Origin of the sequence: Aquibacillus salsiterrae (genome assembly GCF_028416595.1) — a bacterium.
Classification (GTDB): domain Bacteria; phylum Bacillota; class Bacilli; order Bacillales; family Amphibacillaceae; genus Aquibacillus_A; species Aquibacillus_A salsiterrae.
In genome coordinates this window covers 87,667-104,465 of sequence record NZ_JAMQKC010000007.1, presented here as the reverse complement: position 1 = coordinate 104,465, position 16,799 = coordinate 87,667, and the positions used below count along the sequence as shown (strand labels likewise).

Here is a 16,799-nt window from a genome sequence, read left to right as displayed (position 1 = left end):
GAAAATGGTTGGTTCGTTATAAAAATCGTATGTTGTAGGAGGAACTTTCGGATGGGTACTAATGGAAAGATGGAAAATTTATTATTTCAGATTAAATTGCTTACACAAACTAGTGATCTAAAGAGATTTCCTTTTACAAAATTAGTTATCCAACATCAGCTAACAGAAGAAGAATATGAAGAGATTTTTCATTTATTAGACAAGCTTAACGATGAATTTATCCAACAAAAAGAAGAAGGTTTTCTTAATTTCGAACCACTATTACTGCATTTTGTTGGGATGTTAACTACTAAATTAAATCCATTTGAGACGATTGATGCATTAAAAAAGGAAGGGCATTACCCTTCCTTGATGGATGTATTTCTCGATGCACATAAGCAACGTGTAAAAACGAATTAATCCTGAATATTAGAGTGAAACTTTGAGGGGGGTTTTATCTGTTTGAATGCTTTTTCAATGGATTGATGAAACGCTATCATTTCTTTTAGCCTAGAGAAAGCCTCGTAAAATTCTTCGTCCATTTCCTCACCGGTAAACAACTCTTTTTTCACCTCCAAGTCCTTTTCAATTTCTTTGAGAGAAAGCTTTTGTCTTGTTGTTGCTTCTAACCATTTGTGGATAAATGATGTCATAAATTTCTTATATAAACTTTCTTCAGCTACATATAAATCCTTTCGAACGCCCTTTTTCCAAACTCGTGATACTAAATTTAAGTCCAAAAGGTTTCTGATTCCCATACTAATAGACGTTTTGCTTTTACCTAGTGCTTTACTCATTTCATCTAACGTCATTGGTTTACCTTCTAGATAGAGGATGGAAAATAGTCTTGCTTCAGACGGGGATAAGTCAAACATTTCTATTGTTTTGGCAAATTCAGTAACAATAACATTATTTATTTTCTCAATTTGCTTCTCAGCCATAAAATCCTCCCTAACAACCCATTACTACTATTAGGTTACAATAGATGGGCAGAGATTGGAAATAGGGTTAATAGGTGGAATTTAGAGGAAAATGACGAAAAAGAAAGGAAACTCTTCTTAAAGTTCGTACAGAATAAACTGTACGAAAAATACAAACTAATACATTGGTTTTTTCGGTTTGAATTTTACTCGCAAAACAGAGTATAGTATAAAAGGTGAACGAGATTGTCCGTTTCTAAAATGTCCAATATGTAATATTTAATTTGGTAAGAGAGGTGAATAGTTTGTCAATTATTAAAGTAGATAACTTATCTAAAGTATTTGGCAAGAACGTTAAAGAAGCACTTAAGCTTTTAGATAAAGGAAAATCAAAAGAAGAAATCTTAAAGAAAACAGGGTGTACAGTTGGTGTGAATCGAGCTTCCTTTGAGGTGGAAGAAGGGGAAGTATTTGTCATTATGGGTTTATCTGGTAGTGGTAAATCAACATTAGTTCGGTTACTAAATCGTCTTATAGAACCAACTGAAGGAAGTGTTTTGGTAGGTGGAGAAGACCTTGCAAGGGTTGATAATCAAGTTTTACGTAAAGTACGCAGAGAAAAACTAAGTATGGTATTCCAAAAATTTGCCCTTTTCCCACACCGTACTATTTTAGAAAATGCTGAATTTGGTCTTGAAATCCAAGGCATTGAAAAAGGTGAGAGAAGCAAACGGGCGAAAGAATCTCTAGAGTTAGTTGGCTTAACAGATTATATCCATCAATATCCAGAACAATTATCTGGTGGTATGCAACAAAGAGTAGGTCTAGCTAGAGCTTTGGCTAATGACCCAGAAGTATTACTGATGGATGAGGCATTTTCTGCGTTAGACCCTCTCATCCGAAAAGATATGCAAGATGAGTTATTAGAATTACAAGAAACGATGAAAAAGACAATCATCTTTATCACCCATGATTTAGACGAGGCGTTACGAATTGGGGACAGAATTGCGTTAATGAAGGATGGTTCAATTGTACAAATAGGAACCCCAGAAGAAATTCTAGTTAATCCGGCCAATGACTATGTAGAAAAATTTGTGGAAGATGTTGATCGTTCGAAAGTTCTTACAGCCGAACACATCATGAAACGACCAGAAACGATTAATCTTGAGAAACACGGTCCAAGGGTTGCGTTAGAACGGATGAAGGATGAAGGATTATCTAGTATTTACGTCATCGACAGTAAACGCAACTTGAAAGGATACGTCACAGCAGATGACGCAATGGAAGCACGTAATAAGGATATTCGTGATATCAAACAGATTTTAAGAACAGACGTACCAACTGTTCAAAAGGACACGTCCATGCACGATATCTTTGAAATAATTCATAATTCGCCAGTTCCAGTTGCAGTGGTTGAACATGGTAAACTTCATGGAATCATCGTTCGAGGTGCTGTTATTGCTGCACTAGCTGGAGAGAGTGAGGTGAGATTGGATCATGCTTGATTTTATTGATAAATTACCAGTTGCCGAAGCAGTTAAAGAAATAACGAAATGGATAACAAACACATTTTCCTTTTTATTCGATCCAATAAAAAATCAATTTGGCGATTTCATGGAAAGATTTGCGGAGTTTTTAGTAGGAATACCGCCAACTCTTGTTATTGCAGTCATTGCAATCGTAACATTCTTTATAAGCAAAAAACGGATTGGTTTACCGATTTTTTCCATTGTAGGCTTGTGGTTTATCTATAACCAAGGACTATGGGAAGAGTTAATGTATACTTTCGCTTTAGTACTTATCTCTAGTATTTTGTCAGTAATAATTGGTGTACCAGTAGGGATTTTAATGGCGAAGAGTAAGACGGCTGAAGTTATTATTACGCCAATTCTTGACTTCATGCAAACAATGCCTGCATTTGTTTACTTAATTCCGGCTGTTGCTTTTTTTGGAATCGGAATTGTACCAGGTATTTTTGCATCGCTAATTTTTGCAACACCACCGACCGTCCGATTTACCAATTTGGGGATACGTCAAGTATCAACTGAACTAGTGGAAGCAGCTGACGCGTTTGGTACAACTGGTTCGCAAAAATTGTTTAAGGTAGAGCTACCGATGGCTAAACGAACAATTATGGCAGGTATTAATCAAACTGTCATGCTATCACTTTCTATGGTAGTTATTGCATCGATGATTGGTGCACCTGGGTTAGGTAGAGAAGTATTATCTGCCTTACAACGTGCGCAAGTAGGTGCTGGTTTTGTTGCTGGTATTGGTATTGTTATCCTAGCAATCATTATTGACAGATTTACGCAAAACTTAAACAAAAAATAGATCGTTGGATACTTTTCTCAATGGAAAGTTAACCATATACAAATTAAAGAAAAGGGGAGAATTTATTAAAATGTTTAAATTAACGTGGAAACATCTAGGATTATTGGCAGTTTTAGCACTGTCGTTAGTATTAGCGGCTTGTGGTAGTGCTGAAGAAGAGACAGATGATAATGGTGGAGCTGACAGTGGAGAGGCTACGGAAGAAACAAATGATACAAATAGTGAGGATAGTGCTAGTGAAGGTGTCGCACTTGGTAATGAGGAATTAGAATTGGTTTATGTGACATGGGATTCTGAGGTAGCGTCTACTAATGTTATTGCAGAAGTACTTAGAAACCAAGGGTATGACGTAACTGTAACACCGCTTGATAATAGTTATATGTGGCAGTCGGTCGCACAAGGAGAAACTGATGGAATGGTAGCTGCGTGGTTACCGGCAACACATGCTGATTTATATGAGGAATATAAAGATCAAGTAGTTGATTTAGGTGAAAACTTAACTGGTGCAAAGATTGGGTTAGTTGTTCCTGAATATATGGATGCGACAACAATCGGAGACTTGGCTAACTATGCTGATGAGCTTGATGGAAAGATTACTGGTATCGAGCCTGGTGCTGGCGTTGTTAAAGCTGCAGAGAAAGCAGTGGAGGATTATGGTTTAGAAGATTTTGAAGTCCAACCATCATCAAGTGGTGCTATGGCTACTTCTTTAGGTGAAGCAATTTCTAATGAAGAGCCAATTGTAGTTACTGGATGGACACCGCACTGGATGTTTGCCCAATATGATCTTAAGTATTTAGAAGACCCTAAAGGATCGTTTGGTGGGGAAGAATATATCGGAACAATGGTACGAAAAGGACTAGAAGAAGATAGCCCTGCTGCATACCAAATTTTGGATCAATTTAACTGGACTCCAGCTGATATGGAAGCAGTTATGTTAGATATTCAAAATGGAACTGAGCCAGAGGAAGCTGCTAAAGCTTGGGTGGAAGATAACCAAGATAAAGTAAGCGAATGGGTTGCTGGATTAGAATAATTGAAAAGTAATGTATCAGCAAAGCTTGTAGCATACCAATGTGATTGGTATGCTATAGGCATTATTTATTTTCCGTTCTTACTGGAGTGATGACACACATGTATTAGAAGATGTGATAAGCTATTCATTTGCTTGCCGAGTTTTTTCTTCTAATTCCTTTAAGCTTTCCTCAATTTGAGCTAAATATTTCTGAATATTCTTTTGGTGTGGAGCAATTGTACTTCTAAAGTGTTCTATCGAGGATTTCATCTCCTCTGATAAATCTTTAATTAGTAAAGCTCCTTCTTTAGAACTTTTAGCTATTTGTTCTGTTAGATGGCGACCGTCTGTTTTAAGTTTGTCAACAGAATGAATAATCTCCTCACCACGTTCTTTTGCTTGTGTGCGTAACTCTCTGCCTGAAGTCGGTGCACTAAATAAGGTAGCAGTGCCACTTACAACCCCACCCGCTAAGATGCCAAGTAGTAAAGATTTTCCATGTACCATTGCTTTCACTCCTTTCTCTCTTTATTATACTATTTTCTCTTTTTTTGTAGACAAAAAACATGAATTTTATAGCTATTTTTTTAAAAAGATAAGGATGGATAAATGATAAGAAGCTTAGAGTGAATTACAAAGCTTCAGGCAGGCATAAGCAAGCGAAGCCACGAGAAATAAAAAAACTACTCTGGTATTTAATATGCCAGAGTAGTTCTTCAAAAGAACAGTTAATCAGTAACGACCTGTGATCTTTCCATGATTTTATTAACAATTGGGTATAAAATCACAATAAAGATAACGTTGAAAAGTGTTGCAGGTAATACCACAGCACTAAATAGTGCAAAGAAAGACCCTGGCAATAGTCCAATTACATAAAGGGCCATTACAAGGAACACTGTTCCACTAACCATAGTACCAATAGCAGCTAAAATAGGAGCTGAAATTCTGATCGGTTGATTGCGAACAAGTAGAAATAACCCAAAAAAGATAAATGCTGTAATCGGCTTATCCACAATATTTGAAATTTGACCACCAGGCACCGTCGTTGTTAAAGCTGATATTACTCCTGTAGCTATCGATAATAATAAAACGTAAGATGGCTTAGGGAATAATAGGATACCTAGGAACATCATTGGTAACATAATGTCTGGTCTCATACCAAATAAAATAGGTGGTGCAATGGTGTGGAGTACTGTGCCTATGCCAATAAATAGGGCAAGGATAACTAAAATTTTTGTCTTCATACTAATCTCTCCTAAAAGCTCAGGGCTACTAACTTTTGCAGCTGTGCACATGTTGCCGACTGCAAAGGTTAGTACTATTATAACAAATTATACCTTTATAAAAAACATCCAAAATATATGCTACAAAGAGTACTTGTCCAAAGCCGGGCTAGACGAACGAAGCTAGATATTTGTTTATGAACTTTCCTATCTATCTTGTATAGAGTCTAAATCTTAAGATTTTACATAAGAATTAATTGTATCAGCGATTTTGGTTAAATCTTCTGACGTATAAGCACTATTATTCGTTTTCCAAACTGCACCGAAGCCATCTTCTTCACCGTATCTAGGAATAAGGTGGATATGTAAGTGAAACACAGACTGGCCTGCTTGTTCTCCGTTGTTATTAAGAATATTAATGCCAACTGGTTGATAAGCTTCTTTAATAGCATTCGCTAACTTTGGCACACGACTGAACAAATTTTTCGCTACATCTTCAGGTGTATCATAAATATCTTTCGCATGTTGTTTTGGGATAACAAGTGTATGTCCTTTGGTGACTTGACTAATATCTAAAAACGCATAAACTTGATCATCTTCATACACTTTAGCTGATGGGATATCACCATTAATTATTTTACAAAAAATGCAATCGTTTGTTTGGCTCAACGGAATCGTCTCCTTTATTATTTTTTCTAATTGTATCTATAGTCCACTTATTATGTAAAGCAAAAAAGGCGAGTTGACAAAAAATAAGCGGGTTGGATTCCATGTTCGTCTATTGACTACCATGGACCAACCCGCTCTTGAAGGAGAGGATTTAACATCAAATCATTTTTTTACCATTGGAGATTCATCTTTAGCTTATAAACCTTTCGTCAACACCCCATTTGGCTGTGGTAGTGTAATCTTATCGGTTTCTAAAACTGTTGATGATCTTCTGTCAACACCCCATTTTATTGGTAGTGTGTTCTGGTTTCTGAAAATTTTTGATGATCTTTCACGAACACCTCATTTCAAAGGTTGCCTGCGTAAAAGTGTCATCCAACTCCTTCAGTAACTATTATGGTCAACTAAAGCAATTTATATACAGGGAATATTTTTGGCAAAGCTAGACTAAGATGGTAAAATTTGAATGAACGAATGAATACGGGAGGGAACAGTTTGAATCCTTTATTACATATAGAAAATTTAGAAGGGGGATACACCCATAAAAATGTATTACATGGTGTATCTTTTGATGTTTATCCAAACGAAATTGTCGGATTAATTGGTTTAAATGGTGCAGGGAAAAGTACAACAATTAAGCACATCATCGGTTTAATGCAGGCAAAAAAGGGGAGTGTCTCGATTTTAGGTAAAACATTTGAACAAGCACCTGAGGCTTACCGTAGCAAGTTTTCCTACATTCCTGAAATGCCATTATTATATGATGAATTAACGTTATATGAACACCTTCGTTTGACAGCTATGGCCTATAACTTACCAGAGAAAACATTTAAACAGCGGTTAAAGCCATTATTACAAGAATTTAGGCTTGAAAAAAAGTTAAAGTGGTTCCCGATTCACTTCTCAAAAGGAATGAGACAAAAAGTCATGATTATGTGTGCTTTTTTAGTACAGCCTGAGCTATATATTGTTGACGAACCTTTTGTTGGTTTAGATCCACTTGGCATTCAATCGTACTTACAGTTAATGAACGAAATGAAAGAAAAAGGTGCAGGGGTATTAATGTCGACTCACATATTAGCTACTGCAGAAAGGTATTGCGACCGGATTGTTATACTACACGATGGGAAGGTTCGAGCAAAAGGAACGTTAAAGGACTTACGCGAGGAATTTGATATGCCTTCTGCTACATTAGATGATATTTATGTCCAGTTAACAAAGGAAGAGCATCATGTTTAATTCCAAACAATTTTTCATCCAACGATTTTCCTCACACATGCTAGAGGTGAGTCGCTATTTAAAATATATCTTTAATGGACATCTTGTATTTGCGATGTTGTTTCTTGTTTCAGCACTTGCCTATTATTATCAGGCTTGGCTTGTACAGATTCCAGACCGGTTTCCGACTGCTGCAATTATCGCAATCCTGTTTGGCCTTGTAACGAGCTATAGTCCGGTAAGAACGCTATTAAAAGAAGCAGACTTAGTCTTCTTACTACCAGCAGAACATAAGATGGATGGTTATTTTTGGCTTAGTCTTTTATACAGCTTCTTGATTCAGTTGTATTTGGTGTTACTTATTGCAGCTGCACTTGGACCGCTTTATTTCGCCACATACCCTAACAAACCAACAACACAGTATTTAGTGGCGATAGTAGTGTTACTCGTGTTAAAGGTATGGAGCCTATTAGCCAATTGGTGGATGTTAAAAATAAGAGACAGACGGACAAGAGTATTGGATACATTGATTCGGCTTGTGTTAACGATCGTTATTTTTTACTTTTTTGTTAAAGGGGAAATGGTTTTATCTGGAATTGTTACAATCCTTTTGTTTGGTTTATTTATTTATAACTATTTTCTGTCTAGACAATATCCTGGAATTGCTTGGGACTTACTAGTGGAAAAAGACAGGGAAAGGATGCACACATTTTATCGAATAGCTAACATGTTTACTGATGTACCACAGCTTAAAACAGCAATCAAAAAGCGTCATTCGCTTGTTGCTGCTGTCACGAGTCGAATCAATTTTTCACAGGAGCAATCTTATCATTACCTTTACCGGATTACTTTTATTAGAAGTGGGGACTACCTAGGAATGTATCTGAGGTTAATCATTATTGGTGGATTATGTATCTACTTTATACCAAATTTATGGATGAAAATAGTGTTTAGCCTGTTATTTCTTTACCTAAGTGGTTTTCAAATGATGACGCTGTGGCAGCATCACCGGACAATTGCATGGTTAGATCTATATCCATTGAAAAAGGAATGGAGACAGGCTGCTCTTGTTAAATGGCTGATGCAGCTTATGATTGTTCAAACCATCATTTTTGGCTTACTATTTGTTTTCATTGGAAACTTGTTAGGGTTAGCAGTCGTATGGATAGGTGGTTTTCTGTTTAGTTATGTCTTTATTCATGGTTTTGTGAAAAAACGATTGGTTTAAGGAGAGGGATTATGAGGGATAATTCATACGAGCAACAAGCTTTAAAAGAAGCAAAGCGGTATGTACGCTCCCTGACGCGGAACAGTTCGGTTATTCAACGTTCGACTAAGCATGTTCAAGAGAAGCTTAATCAAAGGATACCAGAGAAAGTACATGCAGTAATAACCGAGAGTATTAAAAGGATGGTAGAGGTGGCGCTAACTACCTCTGAGTATATTTACCCGATTGAGGTTGATGATGCTTGGCCATTACAACAGCGGGAGCAAGTATTAAAGAATCGCATGAAGCAGTACCGACATACTGCGATGTTAGAAGGGGCAGGAACTGGAGCAGGAGGATTTTTACTCGGGATGGTAGACTTCCCTTTACTCCTAAGTATAAAAATGAAGTTATTATTCGATGCGGGACAACTGTATGGTTTCGATGTCAAGAATTATCAAGAGCGTTTGTATCTTCTCTACATTTTCATGTTAACTTTTTCAAGCGATCAAAAGCAAAAAAATGTGTTGGAGCTACTAATAAACTGGGAAATGAACAAGGATTCATTACAAGAATTAGATTGGAAGTCACTACAATTGGAATATCGGGACACGATTGACTTTGTTAAAATGCTACAATTAATTCCTGGTTTTGGGGCAGTAGTAGGAGCAATGGCCAATAAGAAGTTAATTGGGCAATTAGGGGAAAGTGCAATGAATATGTACCGGTTTCGACTTCTTCGATAATTTTTTCGTATTCGATTGGTGTCTGGTAAGTGAAAATTGCCGGGTCTAATCGGTAAATTCTATAAGAACGCGGAAGGGAGGCGCATAAGATTGAAAACGATGTTATGCGCCTTTTAAATTTGGATGTCTTCATTAGTTTGGCTAGTGTTACTGTTTTTGTTGATATAAGGCAACAATATTAATAAGTGTTTTTGCTGCTAAAACCATTGCTCGTTCATCGATATCGAATTTTGGGTGATGGTGGGGTTGGAAATTACCCTCAATTTGAGCTCCAGTGAAAAAGAATGCACCGGGTTTTTTCAGTAAGTAATAGGAAAAATCTTCACCAGTCATACTTGGAACTACATTGATAGCTTTCTCCACTCCTTCAACCATTGCAGCCGCCTCTAACACTAACGCAGCTTCCTTTGGATGATTTACAACTGGCGGATAGCCCTTTTCATAATCAAACGTATACGTTGCGTCATAACCGATACACGTACCTTTAATTACTTTTTCCATTTCATCAATGATTTGGTTTTGTAATAAAGGATCAAAGGTACGAACCGTTCCCGTAATGGTACACGTATCAGCGATTATGTTGAATGTACTACCTGCGTTAAATGTACCAATTGAAAGAACGGCAGTATTCAAGGGATCTATTCTCCGACTTACGACTTGTTGTAGGTTTGTGACAACCTGTGCCCCAATCACAATGGCATCTTTTGTTTGGTGAGGAATCGCTCCATGACCACCTTTTCCTTGAATCTTTATCGAAAAGCGGTCAGCACCTGCCATGAATTCCTTTGGTGAGGTTTCGATAACTCCATAAGGTGTGTTTGACCACAAATGTGTACCAAAAACGGCATCGACATCATCCAGTACACCAGAGTCGACAATTGACTTGGCGCCACCTGGTGCTAACTCTTCGGCATGTTGGTGGACAAAAACAATTGTCCCAGGAAGCTCTGTTTGGTATTTTTTCATAATTTTTGCAATCGTAAGAAGTGTTGCTGTATGTCCGTCATGAGCACAAGCATGCATGACACCATCAACCTTAGATTTATAAGGAACATCCTTTTCATCTTGAATTGGAAGCCCGTCGAAGTCTGCTCTAAGTGCAATTTTCTTGCCGGGTTTCCCACCTGAAAGTGTGGCGATAACACCGTTGCCGCCTACATTGGCCTGATAAGGGATGCCTAATTGATCATATTTATTTTTAATATAGCTGACTGTCTTTTCTTCTTGAAAAGAGAGTTCAGGGTATTGGTGTAAGTATCTTCTCATCTCAACCATTTCGTCATAATACTTATCCATTTCTTCGATAATAGTGTTCCACAAAATTTATTCTCCCCCTTCACTATTGATTATTATTATACCATTTATCCTAATCAGAGAGAATCAATGCTCTCCACTCAATAACCTTTAAGAAAAGCGCAAGTCGCGCCCGGACCTAGACAGCTCTTGGATTTTTTTATACTGTCTTCTCTTTTAAAAGAAAAAGATGTCCCAACTATGGAACATCTTTGCTACAATAAGGAAGTGAAAAAGAATGGTTACATTTGCTTTCCTTATCATTTGGAAAAGGAGGGATCAGCTAACAGACGATCTAGCTCATCTTTATGATTTGTTTCATCTGCAATCATGTCTTCCAGTTTTACGACAAGTTCAGTCAAACCGAGGCCCAAAGCTTGCTGTTTTCTTTGTTCATACCGTTTAATAGTATCTCGCTCAGCATCCCTTGCTTGTTCTAACATTTCCTTAACATGCGTTACTTGTTTTACCTTTGTTGGCGTCGTAGTCGGCGTTCCACCTAATGTCTTGATTTTGTCTGATAAATATTGTGCATGCCCAATTTCATCACTAATTTCTTTTTCGAAAAATGGCTTTAGCACGGTTCTGTATAATCCAGTAACTACAGATGCATTGTACGTGTACATTATTGTAGCTGCGTATTCATTTGCTAAATCCTCGTTTAACCCGTCAACTAATTCTTGAATTTTGCTATCTTCTTTAAATTTACGTACATTGTCTGCCATTTGGAATCCTCCTGTTTAATAGATTTATAGATATTATTTCCCAATAATTGATTGGATAAACATGTGTAAAAAAATAATTTTATATACTTGTCTACATATAATCTTAGAAGGGATTAATGTAATTTGGAAATGGAGAGGATAAGATGAATCGAAGTATACGGTTTAATTTTTATTTGTCGTTTTTAATGCTTGCTCTCGTTACTGGTTTAGTTGTACTATTACGAGTTAGGTATACGGATATGCCTATCATTGATAAATGGGCAATGCCATTTGCAGTTGGTTTAGAGGATACAGTTATTTTTGAGGTGTTTCGATGGATAACTGAGCTCGGTTCATCGACTTTTCTTACCCCGTTAAGTATTCTATTTGCAATAGGACTTTGGTTTTATACAAAAGATTGGTTGGCGAGCATCGTGGCACTTGTTGGTCCCTATTTAGGGCACAAATTAAACTATTGGATCAAAATCAATGTGGAACGAGAGCGCCCAAGGATTTTTGCCGAGGCTGAGGGGATAGGATATAGTTTTCCATCTGGCCATGCAATGATATCTGTTATTGTATATGGGCTAGTTATATATTTCACTATTAAGTACGTAAAATCTACGAAATTAGCATTTCGAATTAATTTGATTGGAATCATCCTTATCATCTTAATTGGCATGAGCAGGTATGTCATCCGCGTTCACTATTTAACAGATGTCCTCGCAGGTTTTGCCTTTGGAGTTGTCTGCTTGTTGCTTTGTATTAAAATATACGAGTACTTGTTTACTTGGAAAGGGAAGATTGTCATTTGGAAATCAGTCTCTAGACGTAGATAAAACCATTCTGCCGGTCGTTATATGACCGGCAGTTGTTATTTACAATGGTGTGAAGAAGAAGTATAGTAGTTTCATTGAAAGGGACACGTGGACTAAGTCTAAGCTTCAAGGAAGGTTTAAATAGTAAGTATGATTTTTGTGAAGGGTGAATGGAATGAAAAACAATTTCCTGAAAAATATAATTGCCATTCTAATTATTTTATTTGGGATTGCACTCGTACTAACTAATGTTGGTGTTGTTTCGTGGGAGTTTGCCGAGGCATGGTATTATATCTATCCCTTATTTTTTGTTTTAGTCGGTTTTAAATGGATGTGGACAGGTTTGAAGGGGAAGGGTGGGCTAGGAATGGGGTCCTTTTTCGTTATTTTTGGTGGACTCCTTCTTTCCGACCGGTTCAACCTGTTGGATTTCTCGTTTCGTGATGTCTATAAGTTGTGGCCATTACTTATTATCTACATTGGCTTTAGTTTGTTTGGAACAACGAATAAGCGAAACAAGAAAAAGACATTCCAATTTATTTTTGATTCAGATGATCATGCGAATACGGAGAAGGTGTACGGAAAGAGGCAAAGCTTCGCAATTGGTGATCACAAATTTAATACCCCTAATTGGACAGTAGAGCCACTGGAACTGTGGAATGCAGTAGGAGATTACCACATTGATTTCACGAAAGCTTTCATACCAGATAAAGAGATTCCGATTAGCATCCAAGGTTGGGCAGGGGATATTCGTATTCTAATGCCTGAAAATGTGGAGTTTACACTTGAAGCCCATGTTAAGGCTGGGGATATTCATGTGTTTGGTCAAAATGCGGAAGGAATTAACCGCCAAATTATTTATGCTACACCAAATTTTGCCGAATCAACTAGAAAGTTAAACATTTATCTACATTTAAAAGCAGGTTCCATTCGGGTTGATCGGGTATAGGGGGACAGAATTTGTTAAAAAGACTAAATTCAATTAGATATGCCTATATACGCTCGCACTTATATGGATTGTTTCTAACAACTGTGACACTAATGGCCATAGTATTATCTATCTACGTGTTATTTCAGCCTAATTGGTTAAGTGTCACTAGTATTTTCGTCTTTATTATATTATATGTTGTAGTAGCGTTTCTTTTTTCTTTTTATATTGGCTTTAAGTCTAGTGGGGATATGAAAGAGCGACTAGATTATTTATCTGTGTTGATTGCACAACTAGCCCGAGGGAATTATTCCTCACGTGTCTATGATAATGCTGATGATGAGATTGCTAGAATTGGATCAGAACTCAATGAACTAGGGGAAAAAATGCAAGGACAAGTAAAGTCATTACAACGACTAGCTGATGAAAAGGCGGAGTATGCCAAAACAGCAGGTAAAGCAGCAACAATAGAAGAAAGACAACGGTTGGCTCGAGATCTACATGATGCTGTCAGTCAACAATTGTTTGCACTAACAATGATGTCGCAGGCGTGTTTACGTTTACTGGATCGAAGTCCGGATAAAGCAAGGGAACAAATGGAAGACATCGCAGAAGCCGCCCTAAAAGCCCAAACTGAGATGCGGGCATTATTATTACACTTGCGCCCAATTGATCTATCTGGTGAACCTTTACGTGAGGGTATTGAGAATTTAGTGGAAGAATTGAAGCAAAAGTGCCATATCGACTTTCATCTTGATCTACAGGAAGTAGAAGGGATGTCTGAGTCCACAGCCGAGCATTTATTTCGGATTATTCAGGAATCTCTTTCTAACACGATGCGGCATGCGGACGCAACCGAGGTAAATGTAGAGTTTGCCAAACGTAACAAAGAATTTTTTGTACATATAGCTGATAATGGGAAAGGGTTTGACATGGGAACATACCAACAGAAAAAGGCCTCTTACGGGTTAAAAACAATGAGAGAACGGACAGAAGAAATAGGTGGAACATTTGCAATACGTTCCAAGCAAGGAGAAGGGACGCATATCGATATTCGAATACCACTGTAGATATGCTAGTTGGAAGGTAAAATTATTCAGAAAGTGGGAGTACGATAGATGATTCGTGTAGTAGTTATAGATGATCATGACGTAGTAAGAAAGGGCGTCATCTCTTATTTAATGACCGAACCGGATTTGGAAATAGTAGGGGAAGCTTCAAGTGGAAATGAGGGTGCAAAAGTTGTAATTGAGCAAAAACCTGATGTCGTTCTTATGGATTTAATCATGGAGGATGGTACGGGCATCGAGGCTACAAAGAAAATCATGGATGCTATTCCTACTACGAAAGTAATAATTTTAACTAGTTATTATGATGATGAACAAGTGTTCCCGGCACTAGAAGCCGGTGCATTTAGTTATATTCTTAAGACTTCATCGGCTGACACTATTGCAACAGCAATAAAAAAGGCTTTTAACGGAGAAAATGTAATAGAGTCAAAAGTAGCAAGCAAAATGATGACAAGCTTTAGGACTACCCAACGTAAACCTCATGACCAACTAACAGACCGAGAATTAGAAGTGTTATTGTGTATTGGTGAGGGACTAACTAACCAAGAGATTAGTGAACAGTTGTACATAGGTATTAAAACAGTGAAAACACATGTGAGCAATATATTAAGTAAGCTCCATGTAAATGACCGGACACAAGCGGCTGTATATGCACACAAAAATGGATTGATTAGAAAATAAACATGGTTTTTTACTTCCTCGATTTTTTTCCATATAACAAGGAAACAGTTGATCAAGCTACCATTGATCAACTAGACGACCCGTTGTATCAGAATCAAATTTTGCCAGATGAATTAAGTTCAAAGCTAGAAAACGGCGAGGAAGTTACGATTTATTTTTACAGTCCAACGTGTATATACTGTCAAAAAACCACTCCTATCCTTGTGCCAATAACCGACGACCTAGGTGTAAATATGAAAAAGCTAAATCTACTTGAATTTCCGGCAGAGTGGGACACGTATGACATTGAAGGTACACCAACATTAGTTCATTTTGATGGTGGGGAAGAAGCGGCTCGTATCACTGGTGCACAGCCTAAGGAGAAATTTGAAGATTTTTTCAATACAAATGTATTGCATGAAAAATGGCCGTCGTCGATTTATTCGGACGGCCATTTTTTATTAACGTAAGAAACGAAAGCTGCATATATTTTCTGCTTAAGCTTGCCTTATGTCGATAAGAGGCATCATCATCGACAGAATGGCTGAAACGAAACTTAAATCTGTAGATAAGAGGCATCATCATCGACAGAATGGCTGAAACGAAACTTAAATCTGTCGATAAGAGGCATCATCATCGACAGAATGGATGAATCGGAACACAAATCTGTCGATAAAGGGCATCATCATCGACAGAATGGCTGAAACAAAACTTAAATCTGTAGATAAGAGGCATCATCATCGACAGAATGGCTGAAACGAAACTAAAATCTGTCGATAAGAGGCATCATCATCGACAGAATGGCTGAAACGAAACTAAAATCTGTAGGTAAGAGGCATCATCATCGACAGAATGGCTGAATCGGAACACAAATCTGTCGATAAGAGGCATCATCATCGACAGAATGGCTGAAACGAAACTAAAATCTGTCGATAAGAGGCATCATCATCGACAGAATGGCTGAAACGAAACTAAAATCTGTCGATAAGAGGCATCATCATCGACAGAATGGATGAATCGGAACTAAAATCTGTCGATAAGAGGCATCATCATCGACAGAATGGATGAATCGGAACACAAATCTGTCGATAAAGGGCATCATCATCGACAGAATGGCTGAAACGAAACTTAAATATGTCGATAAGAGGCATCATCATCGACAGAATGGCTGAATCGGAACTAAAATCTGTTAGGCTGACAAAGGCGCACCCTGCGCTTTTCTTATCCTTCGGTTAAATCCGCCATATGGTAGGTGGTAACGTAGGATGGGCCTGCGGAGTATGGTGCGCTTTTTTTAACTCCGTCTGTTTTTTTGTGTGCTTTGGCAAAATTTCCAGAGTTCTTCCATCTTTCGTAGCTTTGTTCGTCTTTCCACTGCACAAATACTACATAAGTATTCCCACGTTTTGGACGAAGTACACGTAAGGCATAAAAGCCTGGTACACTGTCCATTGAACCCGACCTTTGCTTAAATTGATCTTCAAAGATTGGTCGGCCCTCATCCGTGACTGGAATATTGTTCATCACAACAAATCCATCCGTTTGTATCGTGCCGTTTGAAATAACGACTTCATATTCTCTAGCTGTAGCAAATTTCGTTTTTTCCGCATCTTCGTAGTAGGCTAGTGTTGTTTGGTTATCATGCATAAAGTAGAAGTCTTTGTTGGGGTATTTATCCTTAATTTTATACAAAATATCAAAGCTTCCATTCGTCATATATGCGTTCATCATCATTCCCCTTTCGGTTACGTTCTATATAACTAGTTTAGCAACCAATCCATTAAATTAGCAATTACAATTAGCAGTATATCCAAGTTTCTAACTACTTTAACAAATAAGAAAATATAAAAAATCCAAGAGCTGTCTAACTCCGGGCGCCTACCCCCTTAAGCTTGTCGGGGGTGGGCAAGGCGCCCTACAAAATGCCATTCCTTTATGTTTGACGAAAACTGTCATATAATGAGGGAAGATGTCATAAGAAAAGAGCAGGAACGACTTTCGCTTTTCTTAGGAGG

19 protein-coding genes are annotated in these 16,799 nt (G+C 37.6%); 12 read left to right on the top strand and 7 right to left on the bottom strand.

Annotation, left to right across the window (positions count from 1 at the left end; genetic code table 11):
• Window positions 1-51: 51 nt before the first annotated feature.
• The gene (locus NC799_RS10155; protein ID WP_272446342.1) at window positions 52-399 is read left to right on the top strand and encodes a DUF1878 family protein; all 348 of its coding nucleotides are present in this window, start codon (window positions 52-54) and stop codon (window positions 397-399) included.
• On the opposite strand, the gene NC799_RS10150 is transcribed toward NC799_RS10155, so the two are convergent.
• A complete protein-coding gene (locus NC799_RS10150) occupies window positions 396-920 on the bottom strand; it encodes a GbsR/MarR family transcriptional regulator (protein WP_272446341.1) in 525 nt (174 codons plus the stop codon). The genes NC799_RS10155 and NC799_RS10150 overlap by 4 nt on opposite strands.
• 284 nt (window positions 921-1,204) lie before the next feature.
• Here NC799_RS10150 and NC799_RS10145 point away from each other — a divergent pair, with 284 nt between their 5' ends.
• The 3 genes from NC799_RS10145 to NC799_RS10135 all read left to right on the top strand — a co-directional run bounded on the left by NC799_RS10145 (window position 1,205) and on the right by NC799_RS10135 (window position 4,269).
• Complete coding sequence (locus tag NC799_RS10145) at window positions 1,205-2,404, top strand: quaternary amine ABC transporter ATP-binding protein (protein ID WP_272446340.1); 1,200 nt, start codon at window positions 1,205-1,207, stop codon at window positions 2,402-2,404.
• Window positions 2,397-3,233: an ABC transporter permease gene (locus tag NC799_RS10140; protein WP_272446339.1), complete on the top strand. Its 837-nt coding sequence runs from the start codon at window positions 2,397-2,399 to the stop codon at window positions 3,231-3,233. Before NC799_RS10145 ends, NC799_RS10140 begins: the two co-directional genes overlap by 8 nt.
• A 70-nt stretch (window positions 3,234-3,303) precedes the next feature.
• Window positions 3,304-4,269 (top strand): glycine betaine ABC transporter substrate-binding protein, encoded by a 966-nt coding sequence (locus NC799_RS10135; protein ID WP_272446338.1) that lies wholly within the window; start codon window positions 3,304-3,306, stop codon window positions 4,267-4,269.
• A 120-nt stretch (window positions 4,270-4,389) separates the two neighbouring features.
• Here NC799_RS10135 and NC799_RS10130 read toward each other — a convergent pair whose 3' ends face one another.
• From NC799_RS10130 to NC799_RS10120, 3 genes are all read right to left on the bottom strand, one after another.
• Window positions 4,390-4,755 carry a YtxH domain-containing protein gene (locus NC799_RS10130; protein ID WP_272446337.1) on the bottom strand — a complete coding sequence of 122 codons (366 nt, stop codon included), beginning with the start codon at window positions 4,753-4,755 and terminating at the stop codon, window positions 4,390-4,392.
• 221 nt (window positions 4,756-4,976) lie between these two features.
• Complete coding sequence (locus NC799_RS10125; RefSeq protein WP_272446336.1) at window positions 4,977-5,492, bottom strand: tryptophan transporter; 516 nt, start codon at window positions 5,490-5,492, stop codon at window positions 4,977-4,979.
• A 213-nt stretch (window positions 5,493-5,705) separates the two neighbouring features.
• Window positions 5,706-6,140 carry an HIT family protein gene (locus NC799_RS10120; RefSeq protein ID WP_272446335.1) on the bottom strand — a complete coding sequence of 145 codons (435 nt, stop codon included), beginning with the start codon at window positions 6,138-6,140 and terminating at the stop codon, window positions 5,706-5,708.
• Window positions 6,141-6,635: 495 nt separating this feature from the next.
• Here NC799_RS10120 and NC799_RS10115 point away from each other — a divergent pair, with 495 nt between their 5' ends.
• From NC799_RS10115 to NC799_RS10105, 3 genes are read left to right on the top strand one after another with little or no spacing between them, the layout of a single operon-like run.
• A complete protein-coding gene (locus NC799_RS10115) occupies window positions 6,636-7,379 on the top strand; it encodes an ABC transporter ATP-binding protein (protein ID WP_272446334.1) in 744 nt (247 codons plus the stop codon).
• A complete protein-coding gene (locus NC799_RS10110) occupies window positions 7,372-8,586 on the top strand; it encodes an ABC transporter permease (RefSeq protein WP_272446333.1) in 1,215 nt (404 codons plus the stop codon). Before NC799_RS10115 ends, NC799_RS10110 begins: the two co-directional genes overlap by 8 nt.
• A gap of 11 nt (window positions 8,587-8,597) precedes the next feature.
• Complete coding sequence (locus NC799_RS10105) at window positions 8,598-9,311, top strand: EcsC family protein (RefSeq protein WP_272446332.1); 714 nt, start codon at window positions 8,598-8,600, stop codon at window positions 9,309-9,311.
• Between the two features lie 147 nt (window positions 9,312-9,458).
• Here NC799_RS10105 and NC799_RS10100 read toward each other — a convergent pair whose 3' ends face one another.
• Entirely contained in the window at window positions 9,459-10,631 is a 1,173-nt protein-coding gene (locus NC799_RS10100; RefSeq protein WP_272446331.1) for an amidohydrolase, read from the bottom strand.
• Between the two features lie 233 nt (window positions 10,632-10,864).
• Window positions 10,865-11,329, bottom strand: a complete 465-nt coding sequence (locus NC799_RS10095; RefSeq protein ID WP_272446330.1) for a ferritin-like domain-containing protein — start codon at window positions 11,327-11,329, stop codon at window positions 10,865-10,867.
• A gap of 143 nt (window positions 11,330-11,472) precedes the next feature.
• Between NC799_RS10095 and NC799_RS10090 the strand changes: the two genes are divergently transcribed.
• The 5 genes from NC799_RS10090 (at window position 11,473) to NC799_RS10070 (ending at window position 15,254) form a co-directional block, all read left to right on the top strand.
• Window positions 11,473-12,147: a phosphatase PAP2 family protein gene (locus tag NC799_RS10090; RefSeq protein ID WP_272446329.1), complete on the top strand. Its 675-nt coding sequence runs from the start codon at window positions 11,473-11,475 to the stop codon at window positions 12,145-12,147.
• Between the two features lie 154 nt (window positions 12,148-12,301).
• Window positions 12,302-13,075: a cell wall-active antibiotics response protein LiaF gene (gene liaF / locus NC799_RS10085; protein WP_272446328.1), complete on the top strand. Its 774-nt coding sequence runs from the start codon at window positions 12,302-12,304 to the stop codon at window positions 13,073-13,075.
• An 11-nt stretch (window positions 13,076-13,086) separates the two neighbouring features.
• Window positions 13,087-14,124 (top strand): sensor histidine kinase, encoded by a 1,038-nt coding sequence (locus tag NC799_RS10080; protein WP_272446327.1) that lies wholly within the window; start codon window positions 13,087-13,089, stop codon window positions 14,122-14,124.
• A gap of 48 nt (window positions 14,125-14,172) precedes the next feature.
• Window positions 14,173-14,805, top strand: coding sequence for a response regulator (locus NC799_RS10075; protein WP_272446326.1), 633 nt, complete (start codon window positions 14,173-14,175; stop codon window positions 14,803-14,805).
• A gap of 2 nt (window positions 14,806-14,807) precedes the next feature.
• A complete protein-coding gene (locus NC799_RS10070; protein ID WP_272446325.1) occupies window positions 14,808-15,254 on the top strand; it encodes a thioredoxin family protein in 447 nt (148 codons plus the stop codon).
• Window positions 15,255-16,005: 751 nt separating this feature from the next.
• Here NC799_RS10070 and NC799_RS10065 read toward each other — a convergent pair.
• A complete protein-coding gene (locus NC799_RS10065) occupies window positions 16,006-16,512 on the bottom strand; it encodes an antibiotic biosynthesis monooxygenase family protein (RefSeq protein ID WP_272446324.1) in 507 nt (168 codons plus the stop codon).
• Window positions 16,513-16,799 lie beyond the last annotated feature (287 nt).